Below are 22,205 nucleotides of genomic sequence, written 5' to 3'. Positions count from 1 at the left end.
TTTATGCTTGGCAGCCCATTTCGCATTGCCGGTGGCTGGCAATGGCGGAAAGACATAACAAGAGGATGATCAAGATGCCTGTGCCCGGTCTCTCACTGAATGAAAACCATGCCAACGAATTGGTATTGACCTATACGCCGGTTGACGGTGCCGATGTGCCCCGTACCGACCCCATTAGCTTGTTGCGTTGGGTTGAACAACAAGGTTATGCCGGTTGGAAAATTGATGAAAATGCGCTGCGGGTGGTGGTGCAGGCGTTTAGCCAAGAGGCTGGCTTTTCTAAAGTCATCGGGCAAAGAATTGATGCCCATTATGATGTCACAGTGGTGCCTGATCGTCTGACGGCTTATCTCAAAGTTTCCCCTGCTTGGGGCGGAAAAGTCGCTTCGCCACAAGATGCTGTGGCTGCTTTGCAAAAAGAAGGCATTAGCTTTGGTTTAGATGCTAAAGCGGTGTTGAATGCTGTGCGTGACCAGATCGGCGAAATGGTGCTTGTCGCTCAAGGTCGTGCTCCCGAGAAGGGCAAAGATGCGTGGTTTGAGCCTTTGGTAAGTGTCAATCGTGAACGTCATCCGCGCATGAATGAAAAGGGTGAGGTCGATTTACGCGATCTTGGTGTAATTCCAACGGTGGCGGAAGGGGCGCCGGTGATGCAACGGCATCCAGCTACCTTAGGTGTCGCAGGCAAAAATGTGTTGGGCGAAGATATTCCGCCACCGCCCGGTAAAGACACTCGCTTTGGCAGCCGTTTGCAAGGGGTAATGGTTGATCCAGAAAATCCCAATTTGTTGCGAGCGGCAGTTGCCGGTCAGCCAGTGTTATTGCGAGATGGGGTCAATATTGAACCTGTGGTCAAAATGGCAGTGGTAGATATCAGCACCGGCAATGTCGATTTTGTTGGCAGCCTGACGATTACCGGAGATGTGCAAAGTGGCATGAAAATCAAAGTCGGTGGTGATGTGACGGTTGAAGGCACGATCGAAGCAGCTGACATTGAAGCCGGCGGTAATATCATTGCCAAAGGTGGGATTATTGGCCAAGGGGCGCACGGTGAAGGCGATGCCCCTGCACCACGCATTCGTGCAAAGGGCAATATCCGCGCTCGGTATGTCGAAAATGCTATTTTGATTGCTGAACAGTCAGTGTATATCAGCGAAACCTTAATCAATTCCGATGTAATGGCGATGAATCGGATTGAGGTTGGCAAAAAAGGCACCAAGAAAGGTTACATCATGGGTGGCTATATCCGTGCCACACAGGGGGTGAGTGCCGATTTTTTGGGGGGGCCGGGCAGTGGGCATACGCGTGTTTCGGTGGGAGTGAATCCTTTGTTGCAACAGATGATGGAAGCAAAAAAACAGGCCATCGCAGCAAAGGTGCGGGAACATGCCGACCTCAGTAAATTGATTAAATTGTTACAGGAAAAACCTGATAAACGCGAGATGTTAGACCGAGCGCGTAATACCTTGCGTAAAGTGTCCGAGGAAATTTCCGCTGCGATGGAAGAGGAACGTGCTTTGTTATCTGAAGCCAAGCTGGCAGATCAGGCCGATATTGCAGTGCGTGAAGGTATTTTTGGTGGCACCACGGTTACCGTCGGGCGCCGTTCAAAATTTATTGCAGAAGATTGTGGCCGTGGCGTGTTCCGTCTCACCGAAGGCCAATTGGTCTATGCCGAGAAGAAAAATGGCTAAGAAATAGTGCAGTATGGCTGATAAGCACAGCGTATCCGCCTAATCTGTTTGTGGCCGGGGGGCAAGGGGAAGCCGTACCCAATCCCCTGCTTGCACCGAGCGCAAATTGCCATCGGCGGCGGTAGCAACGGCTAACAAAGGCTGTACTTGAGTGACGGTAACACTGCCAACAATTTGTTCCGCCAATCCTAATGGATCAGCCGTTGTCGTAGCGGCCAGAGGGAAAGTGCGTGCTTGACGATAGACTAACAGCGTATCACCAACCGCTAAGGACGATTCTCCACCCGCAGAAAGATAAAACTGGCCTTTCTCAATCCGCAAAATTCGTGCTGTAAAAGGCAAACACGAGAGCGCTTCTGTCATGTGAGCGGCCATCTCTCCGAGCCAATCTTGAATCTGTGCTGGCTTGGCTTCTGCCATATCGTGGGTAAATAGCTGGCGCCACAGCACATTCCCCGTTAAGCCATCATGAACCCACATCTCCCATTGCCAACGGCGTGCAGTGGGTTTTTGCATCAAGACCGGTGCAGCCCAGTCACGTTCTTGTTGTGGTGCGGCATCTTCACCCAATAGCCAAGGACCAATCCGCCATCCCCGTCCACTCACACTGGCATCCAGAATTCGCCCTGCCACAATAAATTGTGCGTGATGTTGTGTTGCTAACTGGCGCGCTTGGGCATTGCCGCTACTGGGGTGTGAATGGGCATCGTTCAATGGACTCCATTGCGCCACCCCAACTGTACGAAACCATCCAGTGCTAGCAAGTTGATGGCCAAACCAAGTGGGCCAGTGAGGTAAATCCGAGGCTAACTCATTCCCTCCTCGATCAGGTGCCGGCGGCCAAAAAGGGGTGATTAACACGCTGCGGCGCAATGGCTGTTTATCTTGCCCAACACAACTACCGCCAAAATCAGGGGCAAGAGTAAGGTACAGCAAATTGTTTTCTTGTCGCTCGGCGATAATGGCAGGCCGATCAAACAGCGCACGGCCACGCAATTTCCCTGCTTGATAGGCTGTACCATCACTTTGTAGGGTTTCGCTGACCGAAATTTGGATACCAAGACGGCGATTGCGTTCGCGTAGCGCATCTTGATAGGCCATTTCACGAGCCACAGTTAGCCCATATTGCAGTGGTGCCACGCCAGTATCTGCGCGGGTACCACTGCATAGCACACCTAGCAGGGCAAACAATACTGTGGTGCGACAAGGAAAACGGGACAAAGTAAGCATCAATGGGCGAGGTAGTAGTTACCCTTTACCGGGGTAGCAGCAGAGGTCTTCTTTACGGTGTTGTCTTGCATCGACTGATAGGCCATTAAGAATTGGCGGTAGAAATCGCGATCAATTTCAATTTCAGCCCGTGCTTCGTAGCTACCATCACGATTTTTGCTGGTGGAAACGACATTCACACCACGCAAATAGGCATCCACATAGGTACGGAAACCATCATGTTTCACCGCCATAGATTCAACCGTACTGTTACCCACCAAGCGTAAGCCTTGAACTTGTTCAGCAATCGCACGATATGCATCTAATTTTGCGGCACGCATTCCCAGCAGGTGGCGCTGAGTGGTGCTCAGTCCTTTGGTGGTTGGACGCGCGCCATAACCAACGACACTGACTTTAATTGGTTTATAGGCGTTTAAGTCTGGTGCTGGTGGCACAACAACCGAGCCCGGCCCAGCATAGCCGATGGCGCTGTTATCAGTGAGCACTTTGTTTGGTGTGACCTGTACTGGTTTATCGACATAAACCACAGGTGCAGGGGCGGGATGATGAACGCAGGCGGCCAACAGTGAAACCGCAGTGGCACAAGTCAAAATACGTAACATAAGCACACACCTCGAAAAAACAAAAGACGATACGATATACGGATATCGTGATGCTGTCGAATCACTCAAAAACGTGCAATCGCGGACGAATCGAGTTCTCCATCACCTTGAGCCACCAAACGATCAATCTTTTCTTGAACCAATTTGGCTGCAGGTAAGTCAACGTTTAACGCTGCGGCAGTGTTTGCCACAATCCCCATGTCTTTTTGATGCAATTTTGCCTTGAATCCGGGGGCATAGTTATCATCAATCATCCGTTGACCATGTATGTCTAAAACACGACTACCGGCAAAACCACCTAGCAGCGCCTCGCGTACTTTCGCAGGATCTACACCCGCTGCGCGTGCTAATTTCATGGCTTCGGCTGCGGCTTCGATATGAATCCCAACCATAATTTGATTACATGCTTTAGCAATTTGGCCGGCACCTGACTCGCCAATATGTGTGATACTGCGTCCCATTGCTTGTAAAACCGGCATCGCTCTTGCCAATGCCTCGGCCCGCCCACCGACCATAATGGTCAAGGTGCCCTGTGTGGCTCCCACCTCACCCCCCGAGACGGGTGCATCTAAAAAGTCTACCCCTGCTGCTGCCAGTTTCTCGGCAATTTGACGGGCAGTAAGCGGATTGATCGTGCTCATGTCAATGGCAACGAGGCCCGGATGTGCTCCAGCGATCACCCCTTCCTCTCCCAACATCACTGCTTCAACATCGGGGGTATCTGAGACATTAGAACAGACTACTTCAACCTGTCGTGCAACCTCTGCGGGTGATTGGCAGAATGTGGCACCTGCAGCAACCAATTCAGCGGCACTCTCTGGGCGACGGGCATAAACAAATAAGCGATGTCCGGCTTTAAGTAGGTTCAAAGCGCAAGGGCGTCCCATGATACCAAGACCAATATAACCAACATTCATGTTTAGGAATCTCCTCGTGGTGGGGGTGGCATGACAGGAATAGGGGGTAGAGCACTGTCATTACCGGCTTGTCGTTCAAGAAAATAGACAAATGCTAATACTTCGGCAACCGCTTGGTAGAGCTCGGGCGGAATATTGCTATCTAAATCCACTTGCATCAGCAGATTAACCAACTCCGGTGATTCATGAACAAAGACCCCCGATTCTTTTGCGCGATCAATAATCCGTTCGGCCAATTCGCCCCGTCCTTTAGCAACCACCCGTGGTGCTGTTTGCCCTGAACCATACGCAAGGGCAACGGCGGTTTGACGTTTATAGCGTTGGTTAGTCATGCGAACCCCGGTCGATTTGGAACTGGTTCAGTGACAGGCCGGCGCTTAAAAAGCCTTGTTGGAGTCGCGTGCGATGGGTATCGATGAGTTGTGCGACATCACCTCGCTCGGTCACAAAATGTAATGACACACCCTGTGGCCCAACGCTTAAACGTGCTTCCACACCACCAAGAGAGGGTAAGTCCATCGCAAGACGGGTGTGCCAAGTCCTTTCTTCTTCGCTGCCATAGGCTTGACGTTCTTCGGTACGTTGTTCTTCCGGTGGCTGTTCAATTTGCAGGATAAAAGATTGTCCCGGCCACAATTCACCCTGAAAAGCGACTTGTCTAAATTCGAATACGTCGAGTTGTTTTGACACAATCTGTCCAAGCAGGGGACTCATATTGACAGAGCTTGACTCTTTATTTGCACCCTTGCCCGCAAGGTCGGCCAGTTTATTAGCTAATAAAGCTTCATCAATCGTTTGACCTTCGGTAGGTTTGAGTAAATTGAGGATGGCTCGTGGCAACTCGGCCTTTGCTTGAGGTTGTTCTAATAACTCGGCTAAAGGACGTTCTCCTTTAAACCATTCTTTCAGATGCGATTCATAAAATAAACCGCTACTAGACACCAATTTTTTCAAGCCAGCCGCTAAGGTTTGACTGTCTGGAAGCGCGGTATCCTGTATTGTTAACTTTGGTGAGAGCAGTATTTTTTGCTGGGGTGAAAGTTGCAACTCACCACTTTCCATCATGACATCATTAGTTTGTGTTGGAGTAGCTGATGTTTGATGATTAGTAGGTGTATTGACTGTGTTAGCGGCAGGTTTGATATGGGGTGCTGTGTTAACCAAAGGGCCAACTCCTGCCATTTGACTAGGCCAAGGTTTGGCAAGACTGGTTAATCGGGTGGTTAAATTAGCCTGTTTACCGAGTGCAGCCGCGCCAAAATCAACCACTTTCCCTGCGGCTTGATTGTTCCAATTCATGTCACGGCCAAAGGCCGTATTGCGTGCCGATAGACGAGGCTCTCCACTTTCTGAAGGGAACTGACTGCGTGCTTGTAGCAACAGTGCTGACAAATAGCGTGTGGCACCGGACAGTGTGACACGGCTCATCGAGCGGTTAACGGGCTCGTTGGCCACCTCTGACGCCATGGTGAAGGTTAAGCGTGGGCCGACCGAGGCCACTTTTAACTTCATTAAAGAGCCCGGTTCCGCGCCAAGTGCTTGTTCACCACGGGTGCTGACGTTTAGTGTCAGTAGATTATTCTTTACCATCACCACAAAGCGGTTGTCAGGTAAGGTGTTGACAACCCTCGCTGTTACCTCTTCGCCTACCTTAAGTGAGGGTAAGCGTGGCGGGATGGGATTGACTTCAAGAAGAGGCTTGCCGACGTCTTTGACGAAGCGGGCCAATTGCACCGGATTGAGACCGGCAACGGAATTAACCTGTTGCATAAGAAAACCTCATCAAGAAGGGGTTCGGCGATATAAAGCCACAATCAGTTCAGCCTCTGAACGTGAGATACCACAGGCCTGTGCTACTTCTGCTGCTGCAACACCACTGCGGGCCAATTCAATTGCACGCCGATAGGGCGTGCTATTTGGATCAGGCACAGAGGGATCCACCACTTTGGTGCGCGGAGGTGGACTGATCGGTTTTGGTGGCGGAGGGATGTGGGGTGGTGGTGTTTCTGGTATCGACTCTGTCGGTGACGGTACCGGTGCTGGTGCGGGAGGAGGGGGATTGATCACAGGGTCAGGTATCAGCGAAATATCGGCCACAGGACGTAACACCTCTTCACGCATAGGGCGTCTTTCTAGGCGTTCTATCCGCTGTGCAAGGGCTCGCATGTCTTTTTGTAATGCAGTCATTTGTTTTTGTAATGTATCAAGATGAAGACTATCCAACTGTGACCGCCGATGTCGGCGTAGGAGTAGCCACATTTCCAGAGCATATAAAGCCGCAAGGGCCATCAATACCCAAATTAGATCAGACCAGGAAACCGCATGTTCCATATTGGTAATCCATCAAATAAAAGAATACACACGACTGCAAAAGCTATTTTAAGAAAGTCTAGGTGGTTTTAGGTGACTCTACTACTGTCTTGAATGCCGCTGCTTCTCACTGCTAAGCTGATCGCGCGTTACTTCCCAAAGTCAATGACACCTTTTCTTGGTGGGCGTAAACGACAACAATCGTGGCATTTTCGCATAGAAAACCGGCTTGGGTTGTGCGCAACTTCAGCAAAACTGCTAACTTTGATGCTATGGCTACCAACTCTATCTCAAGTTCTATTTTGCACGAGGCATGGGCGGCTTCCATCCAACGCCTTTCCAAACGAGAACAATTGCGCCGCGCTGAACAAGAAGTGTACCGGCGTTTTAGTGTCTTTAAAGCATACCAACCATTACAACACGGCATACATCATGATTTACAACAGGCGTTGCCCGTTTTTCCTCCTGAGGTGATTCAACGCGTGTTGCAGTGGCATTGTGCTCGTGTTCGCTATTTAAAAGCATTGCGTGCAGGTGGGGCGCGATATAATTTGGCTGGGGAAGCGGTTGCGTTGGTGTCTGATGAAGAACAGGCTCAGGCGGCAATCCGATTGGCAAGTTTAGATGAAAAACAGGGTGTTTCTTCCGCTGGTTTGGAGACAACGACAGTGAAGCAGTTTGCGCATGGTTTAACATTTTTGCCGGTGGAGGACATACCAGTACCTGACACCCTGATTTTCTGTGATATCACTGATGCTGAACCAACGGAAATCCCCACCACCGTCCCCCCACCAGCGCCGCTAGCCACAGCTTTACCTGTTGCCTCTGCCTCGCCTTGGTTGGCGCAAGTCGTGTCTCGTCCGGCTTCTGCTCGTCCTCAAAAACCAAAGACGTACGCTATTGGCCAACGCCGGCTGGTTGCTATCAAAACAGAAAAAACGCTCATCTTGCAGCGTGTCACTCAACAATTGCGGCACGTGTTGGTGGATCTCGGTGGGGCGTGCCCACCGGGTCTGCCGCCTCGCCCAGAGCCTTTACCCTCGGCTTTTCCCTCGCGTCATCGGGTGGCACGCCAGATGACGCGACCTTTGCGTTCTCAATCGCGTGCGCGCCATGCCCAATATGCGGTCCAAAACCAACCGACCAGCATTAAACTGCCACCAATCGGCGTCAAATAAACTAAAGGTTTCCAGCCGGAAAGACTGTGTAGATACAGACTGCCAGAAAATAGAGTCGTGCCGATTAACAGCAGTAACGCACTTAGGTAAAAACGCTCGAATGCTGGCCGTTGGCTGGCGATTAGCCACAGTAAACCCGCACCCAAGCCATGCCAGAATTGGTAATTGACTGCGGTATGCCAATTCTGTAAGGCAGTCGCACTCAATTGGTGTTTTAAGGCATGGGCGCCAAATGCGCCCAGTGCGACGCCCACGGCTAATAAGAATAGCGTATAGGTGAGCACATAACGTTTCACAGTCCAAGCTCCTGCCATATCGTATCGATTTTATTTTTGGTGGCTTGATCCATCGTGATTGGCGTACCCCATTCGCGATGGGTTTCCCCTGGTAATTTGTTAGTCGCATCCAGTCCCATTTTGCCACCTAAGCCAGAAATGGGGCTGGCAAAGTCAAGGTAATCAATCGGCGTATGCTCGATCAGCGTGGTATCTCGTACGGGGTCCATTCGTGTTGTAATGGCCCAAATGACTTCCTTCCAGTCACGGGTATTAACATCCTCATCAACAATGACAATAAACTTGGTATACATAAACTGGCGTAGGAAAGACCACACACCCATCATTACCCGTTTTGCATGGCCGGGGTATTGTTTTTTGATACTGACCACTGCCATGCGATAACTGCATCCCTCTGGCGGCAAGTAGAAATCAACAATTTCTGGAAACTGCTTTTGTAAAATCGGTACAAAAACTTCATTGAGTGCGACACCGAGAATCGCAGGCTCATCTGGGGGTTTGCCGGTGTACGTACTGTGATAAATCGGCTGCTGGCGCATGGTGATGCGCTCGATGGTAAACACGGGAAAATGATCTTGTTCATTGTAGTAACCGGTGTGGTCACCATAAGGGCCTTCCAGTGCAAGATCATTTGGATAGATAAACCCTTCCAACACTATTTCGGCACTTGCTGGGACCTGTAAATCTGATCCAATGCACTTCACCAGTTCAGTGCGACTGCCGCGCAGTAAGCCAGCAAATTGGTATTCACTTAATGTGTCCGGTACGGGTGTCACTGCACCTAGAATGGTGGCGGGATCACAACCCAAGACCACTGCAACGGGGTACGGTTGATCGGGAAAGCGTTGTCTAAATTCTCGGTAGTCGAGGGCGCCACCACGATGTGCCAGCCACCGCATAATGACACGATTACGACTGAGTACCTGTTGGCGATAAATTCCCAAATTTTGTCGTTTTTTATTTGGCCCTCGGGTGACAGTGAGTCCCCAAGTGATTAAAGGTGCAACGTCACCTGGCCAACAATGTTGTATTGGTAGCCGACTGAGATCAACTTCCTCCCCTTCCCAAATAATATCTTGGCATGGCGCCTTTTTTACCTCTTTTGGTGCCATGCTGAGCACTTGCTTCAGTAATGGCAGTTTGTCCCATGCATCCCGCAGCCCTTTGGGGGGCTCTGGCTCTTTGAGATAAGCCAAGGTTTTGCCGATTTCGCGCAACTGCGCTAGATCTTCGGCTCCCATACCTAGGGCAACCCGTTCTGGGGTACCAAATAAGTTGGCCAACACAGGAATGTCATAGCAGGTGTTGCCATGTTGTGGGGTTTGAAACAACAAAGCAGGGCCACCTTGTCGTAACACACGGTCTCCAATCTCTGTCATTTCTAAAATGGGTGAAACTGGGCGTGAAATTCGGTGGAGTAACCGTTTTTTTTCTAGTAAATCGATAAAATCTCGTAGATCGCGATAAACGAATGACATTTTCTTATGGCTTCTCATGCGAAAAATAGGGTTTGATGCAGTGAAAACTGTCGTCAATTTGCTGCATTGAGTTCGCTGCTGTTTGATTTAAGTCATATCCACACCGGATTAGCGTCTGTTTTTTACAACAACAGGGTTTTTTTCATACTCTAGCTTGGGTAGAGTGCGTGCAGTTAAAAAAGTTTACCCTGCTTGACTGTGCGGTAGTAACCGCTTGGTGGCAAGTTTTTGAAAATCGTTTGTATCTTCGGAGAAAAACATGAAAAAAATCGCTCTCGCCCTCGTGGCTGGCTCGTTGTTCGCTGGTGTTGCTGCTCCTGCTTTTGCTGAAGCGGGTGATGTGTTGGTTCGTTTGCGCGCTATTAGCATCAACCCAGAAGAGTCTCGTACCGCCACCATCAACGCTTTGGGCGTGAATGTGTCGAACCAAGTGGTACCAGAACTCGACCTGACCTACTTCGTGACCAAAAACTTGGCTGCTGAATTGATCTTGGGCACTGCCCGTCACGAACTGAAATCTGGTGGCACCAGCTTGGGCAAAATCAGTCACTTGCCTCCAACTGTGACTTTGCAATGGCACTTCAACCCAGAAGGTCAAATTCGTCCATACGTTGGTGCTGGTCTGAACTACACCTTCTTCTACGACAATGACCTGAAATTTGCTGGTAAAAAATTGGACGTGGAAAGCGGTAGCTTCGGTGGCGCTTTGCAAGCAGGTGTTGATATTGGTGTGACCAAAGACGTGTTCGTGAACGTGGACGTCAAGAAAATTTGGATTGATACCGATGTGAAATTAGATGGTGCCAAAATTGGTAACCTCGGCATCAACCCATGGGTCTTCGGTGTGGGCGTAGGGATGAAGTTCTAAGCTTTATTTATTCCCTCTCGTTGTATCTTGCGGCACTGTTTTTTGGCAGTGCCGTTTTTTTTCTGTCATTTGTCGGATGGTGTTATGCCATGGTGTTGTGTTTTTTGTACACCTTTTCTGAAGATGACTTGATGTGTGTGTTTTTTGCAACACTGGCTTAAACACAAAAATGTTTTTTTAAACATGATGTTATGTGTTTTTTGTTTGCTGCAGTGCTTTGATTGTCGTGTTATGACTTGGCCGGCGTTGGTGTTTTTGCAACGATGACCGCTATATTGCACTGCAAAGACTGGTGTTCGTGTTGCGCTGGTTTTTCTCAAGCTGGGCTGTGATGTTGCCAGCTTTGTCCAACAAAAATTAAGGATTCTTGCGATGAAAAAGTTGATTGCGATTGCAATTGCTACTTTGCCAGCTGCTGCAATGGCTGACGTGGTTCTGTACGGTAAATTGGCTGCTGAAGTTGGTTACAACAAAACCTTGGGTGACTCCTTCGCGATGGCACCTAACGGCGACCTGAAAGGTGGCATGACCGTTAACATGGTTGACACCTCTCGCATCGGTTTCAAAGGTTCTGAAGACCTGGGCAATGGCCTGAAAGCGATTTGGCAAGTTGAGCAAGGCCTGAGCTTCGACGACAACGCTTCCGGCAACCGCTTCGCAACCCGTGACAGCTTCATCGGTGTTGAAGGTGGCTTCGGTAAAGTGCGCGTGGGTCGTTTGTCCACCTACCAAAACAGCGACATGGAACAAGTTGATCCATGGATGTACGGTTCTGCCAAAGGCAGCGTAAACGGTTTGGGCATCTTCACCCGTACCGACGGCCGTGTGAACAACGCTATCCGTTACGACAGCCCTAACTTCGGTGGCTTCACTGTGTCCGCCCTGTACGGCGCTGACGAAGTGCGCGCTTACAATGCTGGCGAACGCACTGACAAAAACACCGCTAACTTGGCTGTTGCTTACAGCAACAACGGTATCTTTGCCGCATACAGCTACTTGCGCTACGGCGATGCCATCAAGAACAACGAAGCTGGTCATGGTCATCGCGTAGAAGCCGGTTACGATGCTAACAACCTGTACGTGGCATTGGGCTACCAGCAAGTTAAAGGCGGTGAAGAAGCTAGCTACGGTTCTTACTCTGGTGCGATCCCTGCTGGTTTAGCTGGTAACGAAGTGAAAACTCGTGAAATGGCATTGACTGCTTCCTACACCATCGGTGCAATCACGCCTCGCGTGTCCTTTGCTAAAGGCTGGGACATGAAAGTGAATGGCAAAGAAGCTAACGACTCTGGCTACAACCAATTCGTGATCGGTGCTGACTACGCATTGTCCAAGCGCACTGCTGCTTACGTGTCCTACGGTCAAGTGAACTGGGACAGCAACATTGCTAAAGATACCGACAAAGAGCAATCTTTCGGTGTTGGCGTGCGTCACAACTTCTAATTTTTTCCTCGCGAGAGGGTGAAATTAAGAATGAAAAAAGGCAGCTTCGGCTGCCTTTTTTGTTGCGCTTGACAGCGACCTATCCTCCTCACGATACTGCTGCAGTCTTTATTCTTTACAAATATCTACCTTGGACGACATTCCTTTATCCACGCTTTCCTTAGCTTTGGTATTGTTATTATTATTCTCTGCCGGTTTCTCTATGTCAGAAACGGCAATGATGGCAGCCAACCGCTTTCGCTTAAAAAATCAAGCCACACAAGGTCATCGTGGTGCAAAATTGGCGCAAACCCTATTAGCGCAAACGGATAAGTTGCTAGGTGTCATTCTGTTAGGCAATAACTTCGTTAACTCCGCTGCTGCCTCTCTTTCAACAGTGATTACTTTTCGACTATTCGGTCAAAATGAAGCCGCACTCGGTATTGCAACGTTAGGCGTTACCTTTGCCATTCTGGTTTTTTCCGAGGCAACACCAAAAGTGATTGCTGCAACGCATCCCGACCGAATTGCTGTCGTCGCAAGTTATCCGCTAACTGGATTGTTAAAACTGTTTTATCCGGTCGTTTGGTTTGTAAACCTATTTGTTAAGGCGACCATTCGTATCTTGCGTGTGCAACCACAACCTGAAACGCCCATGTTGACCCCAGAAGAGCTGCGGGTATTGGTATTGGAGTCGGGACAGTTTGTTGAGAAGAAACACCAAAGTATGTTGCTCAACCTATTTGAGCTGGAGAATCAAACAGTCGATGATGTGATGGTGCCGCGTGGGCAAATTGAAATGATCAATCTTGCAGATGAGATGGATATCATCGACCACCAGTTGCGGACTTGCCACCATACGCGGTTATTAGTGTGTGAGGGTAATCAGGACAATATTGTCGGTATTTTGCATGCCAAAAAAGTTTTGCATCTTTCTAGTGAAGATCTCAGTGTTGATGCTTTACGTTCTGTTTTGCGTGTGCCTTACTTTATTCCTGCAGGCACACCACTCTTTACTCAATTGCAAAGCTTTCAAGAAAACCATCGCCGAATTGCGATTGTGGTGGATGAATATGGTGAGCTACTCGGTTTAGTCACCCTAGAAGATATCCTAGAACAACTCGTTGGCCGTTTTACCACTCAAGCCCCTGCTCGTGACAATCGATTATTAGCCAAAGAAGATGGCATGTTAGAAGTTGATGGCACAATACAGTTGCGAGAACTGAATCGTCTGTGTGGGACAAATTTCCCTCTCGATGGCCCCAAAACCTTGAATGGTTTAATCCTCGACTATTTTCAAGACATTCCCGAAGTGGGGACCTGTTTCAAACGCTATGGTTGTGTATTTGAAATTCTGCAAACACATGAGCGTGCCGTGAAACGTGTTAAACTGATTCCCTGTGTTCGCTGATGTTAGCTTTGGCCTGTGTCCTTGGTTTGCTGTGCGGTAGCTTTTTAAATGTCGTGATTTATCGGCTACCGCTGATGCTGATGTCGCCCGAAGGCACGACTCGCTTCAATTTGGCGTGGCCACCCTCTCATTGCCCAAACTGTCAACACCGGCTGGTGGCCATAGACTTAATACCCGTAGGGAGTTTTTTGGCGCAACGGGGACTGTGCCGCTATTGCCAGTCACCGATCTCACGCCGTTATCCTCTGGTTGAGTGTGCAACCATGCTTTGTTGGGGCGGCTCATATTGGTTCATTGCAACACCTGTGACTGCTTTCATAACAGCGCTGTTGCTTAGCCTCTTGTTTGCCCTCGCGATGATCGACATTCAGCATTTATTGTTGCCGGATGTTTTGACACTCTCCTTGTTATGGCTGGGGCTATTGTGGACTGTGCTGGGCCCAGATCAGCGTCTCTCGACACAAGAAGCCGTGCTTGCCGCTGCCCTTGCTTATCTTCTGCTATGGCTTGTTGCTCAGGGCTATTGGTTATGGAGAGGTGAGATGGGACTTGGTTTAGGCGATGCTAAGTTATTTGCGGCGATTGCGGCGTGGATTGGCTTAGAAAATTTGCCTTTAGTGTTATTATCCGCCTCGTCCTTGGCGATTGTGTATGGTGTGTTGTGGCGTCAACGACAGCAAACACCTTACATCCCATTTGCACCTGCACTGGCCTGTGCTGGGGCGGTCATCTATCTTTGGCAGCTTTTTTCTTATTCTCATCAGTAAAAGGAATCGCCCTTTGTTGTCCCCCGCTTCTTTACCTACGCTTCCCGTTCACCTTTGGGTCCTTGGTTTAACAGGGGGTATTGGCAGTGGTAAGAGTGCTGCGGCTGCGCATTTTGCGACATTCGGTATCGCAGTGATTGATACGGATGTGATTGCACATCAGTTAACCTCTGCCGAGGGTATGGCAATGCCAGCCTTAGAAGCCGTATTTGGTCGTGAGTGTCGCTTAGCCGACGGGGCACTGAATCGGGCTTGGATGAGACAGCGTGTGTTTAATCAGCCAGAGGAAAAACAAAAACTCGAACAGGTTTTACATCCGTTAATTTTGACACAAAGCCTACAGCAGTTAAGCCAAGTGACGACACCGTATGCGGTGTTGGTGGTACCGTTGTTATTCGAGTTGGGGCATTACACCCCGCATTTATCGCGCACGCTGGTGGTTGATTGTGCCGAGCAGCAGCAAATTGAGCGGGTGCAACAGCGTAGTGGATTGACGGTCGAACAAGTGCAAGCCATTATGGCCAATCAATTGACCCGTGCACAGCGACTTGCTGCGGCGCAAGATGTGATTGACAATAGCAAAGATTTATCACACTTATTGCTGCAAGTTGAGCAGAAACATCACTATTATCTAGCGCTTGCCAAGCAAGCTGCTTCCAGATTGTAGTCCGTCTCCTATTCTTTTCCTTTGGCCACGCAGTGATTTGCTTTGAATTTCCCCTCGCAGAAAAAATTCGTACCCTTTTGCGCCTAGAAGATATTTTCAAGCGCTTAGCGTTTTTTCAACAACAAGAACAAGGCCATGCGCATTATATTGCGCTATTGGTATTGTTTGAGTTGCTCGATTTAGCGGGTCGTTTAGATTTGAAATCTGAATTAGTGCAAGAGCTGGATAAGCAAAAGCATATTCTAGAAGGCTTGCGTGATAATCCCTTGATTGCAGAAGACAGTTTAGATGCCACTTTAGAGAGAATCGAGCAAACCTCCGCCCAATTATTAGAAAATAGTGGCCGTTTGGGGCACCATTTACGCGAACATGAATGGCTCAATAGTGTGCGCCAACGCGCAAATATTGCTGGTGGCGTGAATGAATTTGATTTGCCGTCGTTGCATTACTGGCAAAATTTAGCCAGCGCAGAGCGTGGTGAATTATTGCAACAATGGGTGCAACCGCTTTTGCCGGTGAAAGAAGCTGTCGATATTCTGTTAAAGCTATTACGCCATCGCGGCAAAAAAATAGCCCATCTCGCCCCACGAGGTGCTTTTCAACAGATGTCCGGTGGGAACGTTTTTCACCTACTGCGGCTAGAGATGGCAGCAGACATAACAGCGATTCCAGAAATTTCGGCCAGTAAATATGCTGTCAATGTTCGTTTTATCACGCCAAATTTTGATGGAGGTGGGAAGCAAGTTATCGACCAAGCGATCCCCTTCACCATGACGTATTGCAAACTGTAAAGAGAAAATATGGCTGTGCGTACTGTATCGTGCCCGATTTGTCGGAAATCTGTCGTGTGGGAACCAGAGAGTCTATATCGTCCGTTTTGTTCTGAACGATGTAAATTAATTGATCTTGGTGCATGGGCAGAAGAAAAATATGCTGTTCCAGCGCAAGACGAAACACCAAGCCAAGAAGGTCAGCGAGAATAAAAAAAATCGCCGTGATGTTGACGGCGATTTTTTTCTATCTGAAAAAAACAAAAAAGCCCGCATTAAGCAGGCTTCTTTATTTTGGGGTGGCTGATGGGACTCGAACCCACGACAACCGGAATCACAATCCGGGACTCTACCAACTGAGCTACAGCCACCAGTGTAAACACTTTTGCGCCTTTGGCGCGCCCGACAGGAGTCGAACCTGTGACCCTCGGCTTAGAAGGCCGATGCTCTATCCAGCTGAGCTACGGGCGCTTTCTGTTGCCTGATGGTCAGGGACACCAGTCAGAAGAATTCTTGGTCGGGGCGGTGGGATTCGAACTCACGACCACCTGGTCCCAAACCAGGTGCGCTACCAGACTGCGCTACGCCCCGCCGATCAAGAGACCCGAATATTATAGATAAAATTTCGGGTTGTCAACACAAGTTGAGGCAAGATGTAAAAAAATGCGAAAATTCTGTTTTAGCCACCCTGAAGCGGATGCTTATATGACTGCCCAACTGATTGACGGAAAAACTATTTCTGCTGCTTTGCTTGATCGTGTTGCCGAAGGTGTGCAAACACGCTTAGATCAAGGTTTGCGCGCACCAGCCCTTGCGGTGATCCTCGTGGGCAATAATCCTGCCTCAGAAATTTATGTGCGTAACAAAAAACGTTCATGTGAAAAAGTCGGTATTCGCTCGCTGTCTTACGATTTGCCAGCCTCAACGACACAAGAAGCCTTATTGCAGTTGGTTGCCACATTGAACCAAGACCCTGAGGTTGACGGCATCTTGGTTCAACTGCCACTGCCTGAGCACATCAACCCAGAAACCATTATTGAAACCATCGATCCGAAAAAAGATGTAGATGGTTTTCATCCTTACAACGTCGGTCGCCTAGCGTTAAAAATGCCACTGTTACGTCCATGCACGCCACGTGGTGTGATGATTATGTTGGAACACGCCGGCATTGAGGTAAAAGGCAAACACGCGGTGGTGATTGGGGCATCAAACATTGTGGGCCGGCCAATGGCATTAGAGTTGTTGTTGGCTCGTGCTACGGTGACGGTTTGCCACTCTGCGACGGCTGATTTAGCCGCTGAAGTACGGCGAGCAGATATTATTGTGGCTGGCGTGGGACGGCCTTTCTTTGTGAAAGGTGATTGGATTAAACCCGGTGCGGTGGTGATTGATGTCGGGATCAACCGACTCGATGATGGCAAGGTGGTAGGGGACGTGGATTTTGCAGCGGCACAAACGGTGGCGTCGGCCATTACACCTGTCCCAGGTGGCGTGGGGTTGATGACAGTGGCGACATTGTTGCAAAACACCCTCGATGCAGCGAATTTACATGCAAAATAATTGAGGCTTATCCAGACATTGCCAGCGCGGCAGTGTCTGGTTTGCTGGTCTTTGTTTGATTTTTTTCACCGGATGCTTTATGTCGCACAAACATTCCGCCACTTTGTTGATCTGTTGTCCAGATCGCAAAGGCTTGGTGGCAACCATTGCTAATTTTTTACTCTCTTACAACGCCAATATTTTGCACGCGGATCAGCATCAAGATGCTGATGCTGGGTTATTTTTGATGCGGGTGGAGTGGGCCCTAGATGGGTTTACTTTGCCGATCGCCGATTTTGCAGCGGCATTCGAGCCGATTGCCCGCGAAAATCGGATGGAATGGAAAATGGCGCTGTCGGAAAACAAACCGAAAATCGCGATTTTCGTCTCCAAATACGAGCACTGCCTAATTGATTTACTGCATCGCTGGCGTATCGGTGAACTGCACTGTGAAATTCCCTTGATTATCTCTAACCACGAGGATTGTCGCCGTATCGCCGAATTTAATGGTATTCCTTACCATGTCGTCCCGGTTACACGGCAAAATAAGGTGGAACTTGAGCAACAACAGTTTGCCTTATTAGAACAACATGGTGTTGACCTGATTATTTTGGCGCGCTACATGCAGGTGTTATCAGAAGAATTTGTACAACGCTACCCCAATCGGGTGATCAATATTCATCACAGTTTTTTACCTGCCTTTGATGGTGCAAAACCCTATCATCGCGCACATGCTCGTGGGGTGAAATTGATTGGTGCTACCAGCCACTATGTGACAGAACAGCTGGATGAAGGGCCAATTATTGAACAGGAAGTCACTCGAATCTCTCATCGTGATGATGTCGATGATTTGATTCAGAAAGGACGTGATTTAGAGCGAATGGTGTTATCTCGCGCGGTGCGTTGGCATTTGGACAACCGCATTCTGTCTTACAACAACAAAACGGTGATTTTCGACTAATGTTTGCCCGACTTGTGCAAGATGCACTTGATTTAATGCGGTTTAGAGTCCGGTCAATTGGCCACTATCAATATCCACTTTCGGCAGTAATCCTGTGGTTATTGTGTTTGGGGTTGGCGTCTGCGCTGGTCGCTGACACGTTCACGGGTGGCATGGCCAATCGACTGGCTTTTTTTATGGCAGTCAATGTGGTTGAAAGCGGTCTGTTAGCGTGGTTTATGGCGTGGTGGTTGCGCCAATCTGGTTGGCAAGGCCAAGAATCTTTATTTGGGCTGGTGGTGTTGTCGCATACGCCACAATTGTTAGAGCCGCTGTTATTGGCCGTGCCGGCACCACTTGATAGCTTTTTGGCCTTTGGTTTGGCCGCGTGGGGCATCACCATTTTGGTTCAAGCATTACATCTGACCACCGCCATGACACGCGGACGAGTGATCGTTGGGATGATTCTGTTTATGCCGATAGCGGTGTTTGCACTCAGCTTAATGTTGGGCGCCGCTGCGCATCAGGGATGGATTAGCTTGCCACAGGAACTCACGACCCCTGAAACCGCGCCCACTACCCCTGCGCCAGCTGAACCTGCCCCGCCGAATCACAGCGGGGTGATGGACAGTTAATCGTGGCTGTCTTCGTCATCACTAAAGCCACAAAAGACTTCACGCATCAGTTTCAAAACTTCTAATGTGCGTAAGTCACCTAAGCGATAATAAACCCGATTGGCGTCTTTGCGTGTTCGCAAGACGCCTTTTTCACGCATAACGGCAAGGTGTTGCGAGATATTACTTTGTGAGGTACCGACCTGTTCGACGATCTCTTGCACACTGACTTCGCGGTCTTGTAACACGGAAATAATTTTTAACCGCAGCGGATGTGACATTGCCTTCATGGCACGAGAGGTCTGCTCGATATGCGTATAGTTGGATGGCAAAGCCAGTCTCCGGTAAAAGGCTGTAAAAACCGTTACAATCGTAAGTTGTTTGGCTGTAAACATCAACAAGCCCTAATATTAACTACCGAATAGATTCTTGCACTATGTCGAATGTAACCCCTGTTTTGCTGTTGATTTTGGATGGTTTTGGTCATCGACTTGAGGGAGAGGACAATGCAATTCTGCATGCCCAAACCCCCAACTGGGATCGACTGCGCCGTGACTATCCCTATACAACTTTAGATGCATCTGAACACGCGGTTGGTTTGCCTTCCGGTCAGTTTGGTAACTCAGAAGTCGGCCATCTCAACATTGGCGCTGGACGGGTGGTTCAACAAGATATCAGTCGCGTTGACATGGATATTGAAACCGGTCAATTTGCCAATAACCCCGTGATTACCGAAGCGATTGCGACAGCAAAACGTCAAGGTGTTCTTCACATCATGGGTTTGCTGTCAGATGGGGGTGTCCACAGCCATGAAGCACATATCCATGCCTTAATCCAAGCCGCACACACTGCCGGTGTACCAGCGATTTATGTCCATGCCTTTTTAGATGGCCGTGATACCCCACCACGTAGCGCTCACACCTATCTTAATCGGTTAACCACCGTCTTGGCCGCGTGTCCTCAGGCACGCTTAGTCAGCATGGTCGGTCGTTATTGGGCGATGGATCGCGATAAGCGTTGGGAACGTGTCTTACCGGCTTATCAGCTCTTGGTAGAAGGTGAAGCTGTTTATCACGCCACAGATGCCACCTCGGCCCTTGATGCGGCTTATGCTCGCGATGAAAACGATGAGTTTGTGCACGCCACGGTGATTGGTGAACCGGTCAAAATGCAAGACGGCGATGTGGTGCTGTTTATGAATTTCCGCGCTGATCGTGCCCGTCAACTGACCACCGCGTTGACCGATCCGGCCTTTGATGCCTTTGCTGCGCGGCGGGTTGCTTTCTCTTACTTTGCCTCATTGACCAGCTATGGCGAGGCCTATCAACATCCGGTTGCCTATCCACCCCAAAAAATCCGGCAAACCTTAGGTGAGTACTTATCGGGTTTGGGCCTACGTCAGTTGCGGATTGCTGAAACGGAAAAATACCCCCACGTCACCTATTTCTTTAACGGTGGCGAAGAAGCGGTGTATGAAGGTGAAGACCGCATTCTGGTGCCATCGCCCAAAGTAGCGACATACGATTTACAACCTGAAATGAATGCACCAGAAGTTACCGCCCATATTGAACAGGCCATTGCTTCTGGACAGTACCACGCGATTATCTGTAACTACGCTAACGGCGATATGGTGGGTCACACCGGTGTGATGCCAGCGGCAATCAAAGCGGTTGAAACCCTCGATGAATGTGTGGCGCGCTGTGTCACTGCGATGTTGGCAGCGGGTGGTGAAGTGTTAATTACTGCTGATCATGGTAACTGTGAACAAATGCACGACCATGCCCATAATCAAGCGCATACCCAACACACCTTAAATCGTGTGCCATGTTTATACATTGGTCAGCGCGCCGCGCATTTTGTCGGTGAAGGGGCATTGCGTGATATTGCACCAACACTTTTGGCTATGATGGGCTTGTCCCAACCGGCTGAAATGACTGGCCGCAGCTTATTACACTTTGATTGATTGCGAAGTTACTATGAAAAAGCTGCCTGTGGCGGTATGGCCTTGGTGTGTGATGGCCTGTTTGGGTAGCGGCATGGCCTCGATGACATGGGCAGCTCCCGAGGCGTTGCCCAGCTCTCCTGCTGCACCACAGGCAGACTTAAAAGATATTCGTCAACAGATTCAAACGCTGTCGAAAGAGATCAAAGAAACAGAGGAAGACCATAGCGAGGCCAGTGATGCTTTGCGGCAATCTGAAATTGCTATCAGTCAGGCCAAACGGGCGTTGGCTTCCTTGACCGAGCAAAAAGACCGTTCAGAGGGTGAACGCGGTCAGGTTCGACAGCAAATTCAAGACATTCAACAGGGGATGAAAGCCACTCAGGAACGGATTGCCCGTGTATTGCGTAATCAACACCGTGTGGGTGAAAGCGATGTCTTGAAACAATGGTTAGACCAAAAAAACCCCAATCAAAGCGCCCGTGAACAAGCCTACCAACACTACTTAGCACGGGCAGAACATCAAGTCATCAACCGTCTGCGCGAGCAATTAGCGGAATTACAACGTTTGTCAGCGCAATTGGCCTCTGAAAATCAACGTTTACAGAAGATTGCCGGCGAACAACAGCAACAGACACAAAAACTCGAAGCAGAAAAACAACAGCGAGAGCAACTGGTCGCCAAGCTATCGAATCAAATTCGGCAACAGCAACAACAAATTGGCAAATTACAGGCCGATGAAAAACGTCTGACGCAGTTGATCGAACAAATCAATCGTGAAATTGAACGTAAACGACGTGAGGAAGAAGAACGCCGACGCGCTGAAGCCAAGCGCCAAGCGGAATTAGCCGCCAAACGCAAAGCGGAAGAAGCCAAGCGTCGCGCGGAACTCGCGGCAAAACGCGAAGCCGAACGCCGAGCACGAGAACAAAAACTGGCAGAAGCCAAAGCTGCCCAAGCACGCGCCGCCGCCCGAGCTGAGGCAAAACAAGCACAACAACATCGCGCTGAAGTGGCTCGTCTTGAAGCGGAAAAGCGCCGGTTTGAACAAGAGCAAGCAAGCCAAAAAGCGCAAGAAGCGCGGGCAGCCAAACAAGAAGCCGAAGCAGAGCAAAACAGTAAAACCACACCGCCGCCCGAACCCACCGCTGCAGGGCGAGGGTTTGCCGCCTTAAAAGGCAAAATGCGCCTCCCCACCTCGGGAGCCATCACGGGGCGTTTTGGCACTCGGCGCGGTGAAACCAGCACAGTGTGGAAGGGGATTTTTATCCAAGCGCCGGCTGGACAAGCGGTGCGCGTGGTGGCTGAAGGCCGTGTGGTGTACGCCGATTGGTTGCGTGGTTTTGGCAATATGGTCATTGTCGATCACGGCAATAGTTATATGAGCATTTATGGCGGCGCAGAGGCGTTATTGAAACAAATCGGTGATCGTGTTCGCGCAGGTGATACGATTGCCACCACCGGTGCCAGCGGTGGGGCTGCGGAAAGCGGTTTGTATTTTGAACTCCGTCATCTGGGACAGCCCATCAACCCTCAGCAATGGGTCGGTGGTTAAAGAAT

At 49.6% G+C, this 22,205-nt stretch carries 24 protein-coding genes, 3 tRNA genes and 1 pseudogene; 16 read left to right on the top strand and 12 right to left on the bottom strand.

The features are described 5' to 3' along the window. Positions 1-74 precede the first annotated feature (74 nt). Positions 75-1,694, top strand: coding sequence for a DUF342 domain-containing protein (locus ACYVJG_RS09605; protein WP_460430864.1), 1,620 nt, complete (start codon positions 75-77; stop codon positions 1,692-1,694). Positions 1,695-1,733: 39 nt separating this feature from the next. On the opposite strand, the gene ACYVJG_RS09600 is transcribed toward ACYVJG_RS09605, so the two are convergent. The 6 genes from ACYVJG_RS09600 to ACYVJG_RS09575 all read right to left on the bottom strand — a co-directional run bounded on the left by ACYVJG_RS09600 (position 1,734) and on the right by ACYVJG_RS09575 (position 6,774). Next, positions 1,734-2,915: a flagella assembly protein FlgT middle domain-containing protein gene (locus tag ACYVJG_RS09600; RefSeq protein ID WP_460430863.1), complete on the bottom strand. Its 1,182-nt coding sequence runs from the start codon at positions 2,913-2,915 to the stop codon at positions 1,734-1,736. 8 nt (positions 2,916-2,923) lie between these two features. Further along, on the bottom strand, positions 2,924-3,526 hold the full coding sequence (locus tag ACYVJG_RS09595; RefSeq protein ID WP_460430862.1) for an LPP20 family lipoprotein: 603 nt from the start codon (positions 3,524-3,526) through the stop codon (positions 2,924-2,926). A 65-nt stretch (positions 3,527-3,591) separates the two neighbouring features. Further along, complete coding sequence (locus ACYVJG_RS09590) at positions 3,592-4,443, bottom strand: NAD(P)-dependent oxidoreductase (protein ID WP_460430861.1); 852 nt, start codon at positions 4,441-4,443, stop codon at positions 3,592-3,594. Positions 4,444-4,445: 2 nt separating this feature from the next. Further along, positions 4,446-4,775 (bottom strand): EscU/YscU/HrcU family type III secretion system export apparatus switch protein, encoded by a 330-nt coding sequence (locus ACYVJG_RS09585; protein ID WP_460430860.1) that lies wholly within the window; start codon positions 4,773-4,775, stop codon positions 4,446-4,448. Beyond that, on the bottom strand, positions 4,768-6,213 hold the full coding sequence (fliK, locus tag ACYVJG_RS09580) for a flagellar hook-length control protein FliK (RefSeq protein WP_460430859.1): 1,446 nt from the start codon (positions 6,211-6,213) through the stop codon (positions 4,768-4,770). Before fliK ends, ACYVJG_RS09585 begins: the two co-directional genes overlap by 8 nt. Positions 6,214-6,225: 12 nt before the next feature. Beyond that, on the bottom strand, positions 6,226-6,774 hold the full coding sequence (locus tag ACYVJG_RS09575) for a DUF2802 domain-containing protein (RefSeq protein WP_460430858.1): 549 nt from the start codon (positions 6,772-6,774) through the stop codon (positions 6,226-6,228). A gap of 251 nt (positions 6,775-7,025) precedes the next feature. Here ACYVJG_RS09575 and ACYVJG_RS09570 point away from each other — a divergent pair, with 251 nt between their 5' ends. Next, positions 7,026-7,931, top strand: coding sequence for a ProQ/FINO family protein (locus tag ACYVJG_RS09570; protein ID WP_460430857.1), 906 nt, complete (start codon positions 7,026-7,028; stop codon positions 7,929-7,931). Here ACYVJG_RS09570 and ACYVJG_RS09565 read toward each other — a convergent pair. Both ACYVJG_RS09565 and ubiD read right to left on the bottom strand, forming a co-directional pair. Next, positions 7,850-8,227, bottom strand: a complete 378-nt coding sequence (locus tag ACYVJG_RS09565; protein ID WP_460430856.1) for a DUF423 domain-containing protein — start codon at positions 8,225-8,227, stop codon at positions 7,850-7,852. The genes ACYVJG_RS09570 and ACYVJG_RS09565 overlap by 82 nt on opposite strands. Then, entirely contained in the window at positions 8,224-9,705 is a 1,482-nt protein-coding gene (gene ubiD, locus ACYVJG_RS09560; RefSeq protein WP_460430855.1) for a 4-hydroxy-3-polyprenylbenzoate decarboxylase, read from the bottom strand. Before ubiD ends, ACYVJG_RS09565 begins: the two co-directional genes overlap by 4 nt. A 259-nt stretch (positions 9,706-9,964) precedes the next feature. On the opposite strand from ubiD, the gene ACYVJG_RS09555 reads away from it, so the two are divergent. The 9 genes and pseudogenes from ACYVJG_RS09555 (at position 9,965) to ACYVJG_RS09515 (ending at position 15,917) form a co-directional block, all read left to right on the top strand. Then, entirely contained in the window at positions 9,965-10,573 is a 609-nt protein-coding gene (locus tag ACYVJG_RS09555) for an OmpW/AlkL family protein (RefSeq protein ID WP_022653426.1), read from the top strand. A 372-nt stretch (positions 10,574-10,945) separates the two neighbouring features. Then, positions 10,946-12,016 carry a porin gene (locus ACYVJG_RS09550; protein ID WP_460430854.1) on the top strand — a complete coding sequence of 357 codons (1,071 nt, stop codon included), beginning with the start codon at positions 10,946-10,948 and terminating at the stop codon, positions 12,014-12,016. A gap of 130 nt (positions 12,017-12,146) precedes the next feature. Beyond that, positions 12,147-13,406, top strand: coding sequence for an HlyC/CorC family transporter (locus ACYVJG_RS09545; RefSeq protein WP_460430853.1), 1,260 nt, complete (start codon positions 12,147-12,149; stop codon positions 13,404-13,406). Next, positions 13,406-13,636, top strand: a pseudogene (locus tag ACYVJG_RS09540) (prepilin peptidase); the annotation flags it as partial. The gene ACYVJG_RS09545 and the pseudogene ACYVJG_RS09540, both read left to right, overlap by 1 nt. A 75-nt stretch (positions 13,637-13,711) precedes the next feature. Further along, positions 13,712-14,173: a prepilin peptidase gene (locus tag ACYVJG_RS09535; protein WP_460430897.1), complete on the top strand. Its 462-nt coding sequence runs from the start codon at positions 13,712-13,714 to the stop codon at positions 14,171-14,173. Positions 14,174-14,186: 13 nt separating this feature from the next. After that, positions 14,187-14,840: a dephospho-CoA kinase gene (gene coaE / locus ACYVJG_RS09530; RefSeq protein WP_460430852.1), complete on the top strand. Its 654-nt coding sequence runs from the start codon at positions 14,187-14,189 to the stop codon at positions 14,838-14,840. A gap of 32 nt (positions 14,841-14,872) precedes the next feature. After that, complete coding sequence (gene zapD / locus ACYVJG_RS09525) at positions 14,873-15,631, top strand: cell division protein ZapD (RefSeq protein ID WP_460430851.1); 759 nt, start codon at positions 14,873-14,875, stop codon at positions 15,629-15,631. Positions 15,632-15,640: 9 nt separating this feature from the next. Continuing rightward, entirely contained in the window at positions 15,641-15,823 is a 183-nt protein-coding gene (yacG, locus tag ACYVJG_RS09520; protein ID WP_027405190.1) for a DNA gyrase inhibitor YacG, read from the top strand. After that, positions 15,771-15,917 carry a hypothetical protein gene (locus tag ACYVJG_RS09515; protein WP_460430900.1) on the top strand — a complete coding sequence of 49 codons (147 nt, stop codon included), beginning with the start codon at positions 15,771-15,773 and terminating at the stop codon, positions 15,915-15,917. Before yacG ends, ACYVJG_RS09515 begins: the two co-directional genes overlap by 53 nt. On the opposite strand, the gene ACYVJG_RS09510 is transcribed toward ACYVJG_RS09515, so the two are convergent. The 3 genes from ACYVJG_RS09510 to ACYVJG_RS09500 all read right to left on the bottom strand — a co-directional run bounded on the left by ACYVJG_RS09510 (position 15,906) and on the right by ACYVJG_RS09500 (position 16,201). After that, a tRNA-His gene (locus ACYVJG_RS09510) sits at positions 15,906-15,981 on the bottom strand. The genes ACYVJG_RS09515 and ACYVJG_RS09510 overlap by 12 nt on opposite strands. A gap of 23 nt (positions 15,982-16,004) precedes the next feature. After that, a tRNA-Arg gene (locus tag ACYVJG_RS09505) sits at positions 16,005-16,081 on the bottom strand. A gap of 43 nt (positions 16,082-16,124) precedes the next feature. Then, a tRNA-Pro gene (locus ACYVJG_RS09500) sits at positions 16,125-16,201 on the bottom strand. A gap of 114 nt (positions 16,202-16,315) precedes the next feature. Here ACYVJG_RS09500 and folD point away from each other — a divergent pair. The 3 genes from folD to ACYVJG_RS09485 all read left to right on the top strand — a co-directional run bounded on the left by folD (position 16,316) and on the right by ACYVJG_RS09485 (position 18,724). Then, the gene (gene folD, locus ACYVJG_RS09495) at positions 16,316-17,170 is read left to right on the top strand and encodes a bifunctional methylenetetrahydrofolate dehydrogenase/methenyltetrahydrofolate cyclohydrolase FolD (RefSeq protein WP_460430896.1); all 855 of its coding nucleotides are present in this window, start codon (positions 16,316-16,318) and stop codon (positions 17,168-17,170) included. A gap of 79 nt (positions 17,171-17,249) precedes the next feature. Next, positions 17,250-18,110, top strand: coding sequence for a formyltetrahydrofolate deformylase (gene purU, locus ACYVJG_RS09490; RefSeq protein WP_460430850.1), 861 nt, complete (start codon positions 17,250-17,252; stop codon positions 18,108-18,110). Continuing rightward, positions 18,110-18,724, top strand: coding sequence for a hypothetical protein (locus ACYVJG_RS09485; protein ID WP_460430849.1), 615 nt, complete (start codon positions 18,110-18,112; stop codon positions 18,722-18,724). The genes purU and ACYVJG_RS09485 overlap by 1 nt, the downstream gene beginning before the upstream one ends. Here ACYVJG_RS09485 and ACYVJG_RS09480 read toward each other — a convergent pair. Then, on the bottom strand, positions 18,721-19,035 hold the full coding sequence (locus ACYVJG_RS09480; RefSeq protein ID WP_460430848.1) for an ArsR/SmtB family transcription factor: 315 nt from the start codon (positions 19,033-19,035) through the stop codon (positions 18,721-18,723). The two genes, ACYVJG_RS09485 and ACYVJG_RS09480, sit on opposite strands and share 4 nt — an antisense overlap. A gap of 104 nt (positions 19,036-19,139) precedes the next feature. On the opposite strand from ACYVJG_RS09480, the gene gpmI reads away from it, so the two are divergent. After that, entirely contained in the window at positions 19,140-20,666 is a 1,527-nt protein-coding gene (gpmI, locus tag ACYVJG_RS09475) for a 2,3-bisphosphoglycerate-independent phosphoglycerate mutase (protein WP_460430847.1), read from the top strand. A 13-nt stretch (positions 20,667-20,679) separates the two neighbouring features. Continuing rightward, complete coding sequence (locus ACYVJG_RS09470) at positions 20,680-22,200, top strand: murein hydrolase activator EnvC family protein (protein WP_460430846.1); 1,521 nt, start codon at positions 20,680-20,682, stop codon at positions 22,198-22,200. Positions 22,201-22,205 lie beyond the last annotated feature (5 nt).

Source organism: Aquaspirillum soli, from assembly GCF_054781915.1.
This window is presented reverse-complemented; position numbering and strand designations above follow the sequence as displayed.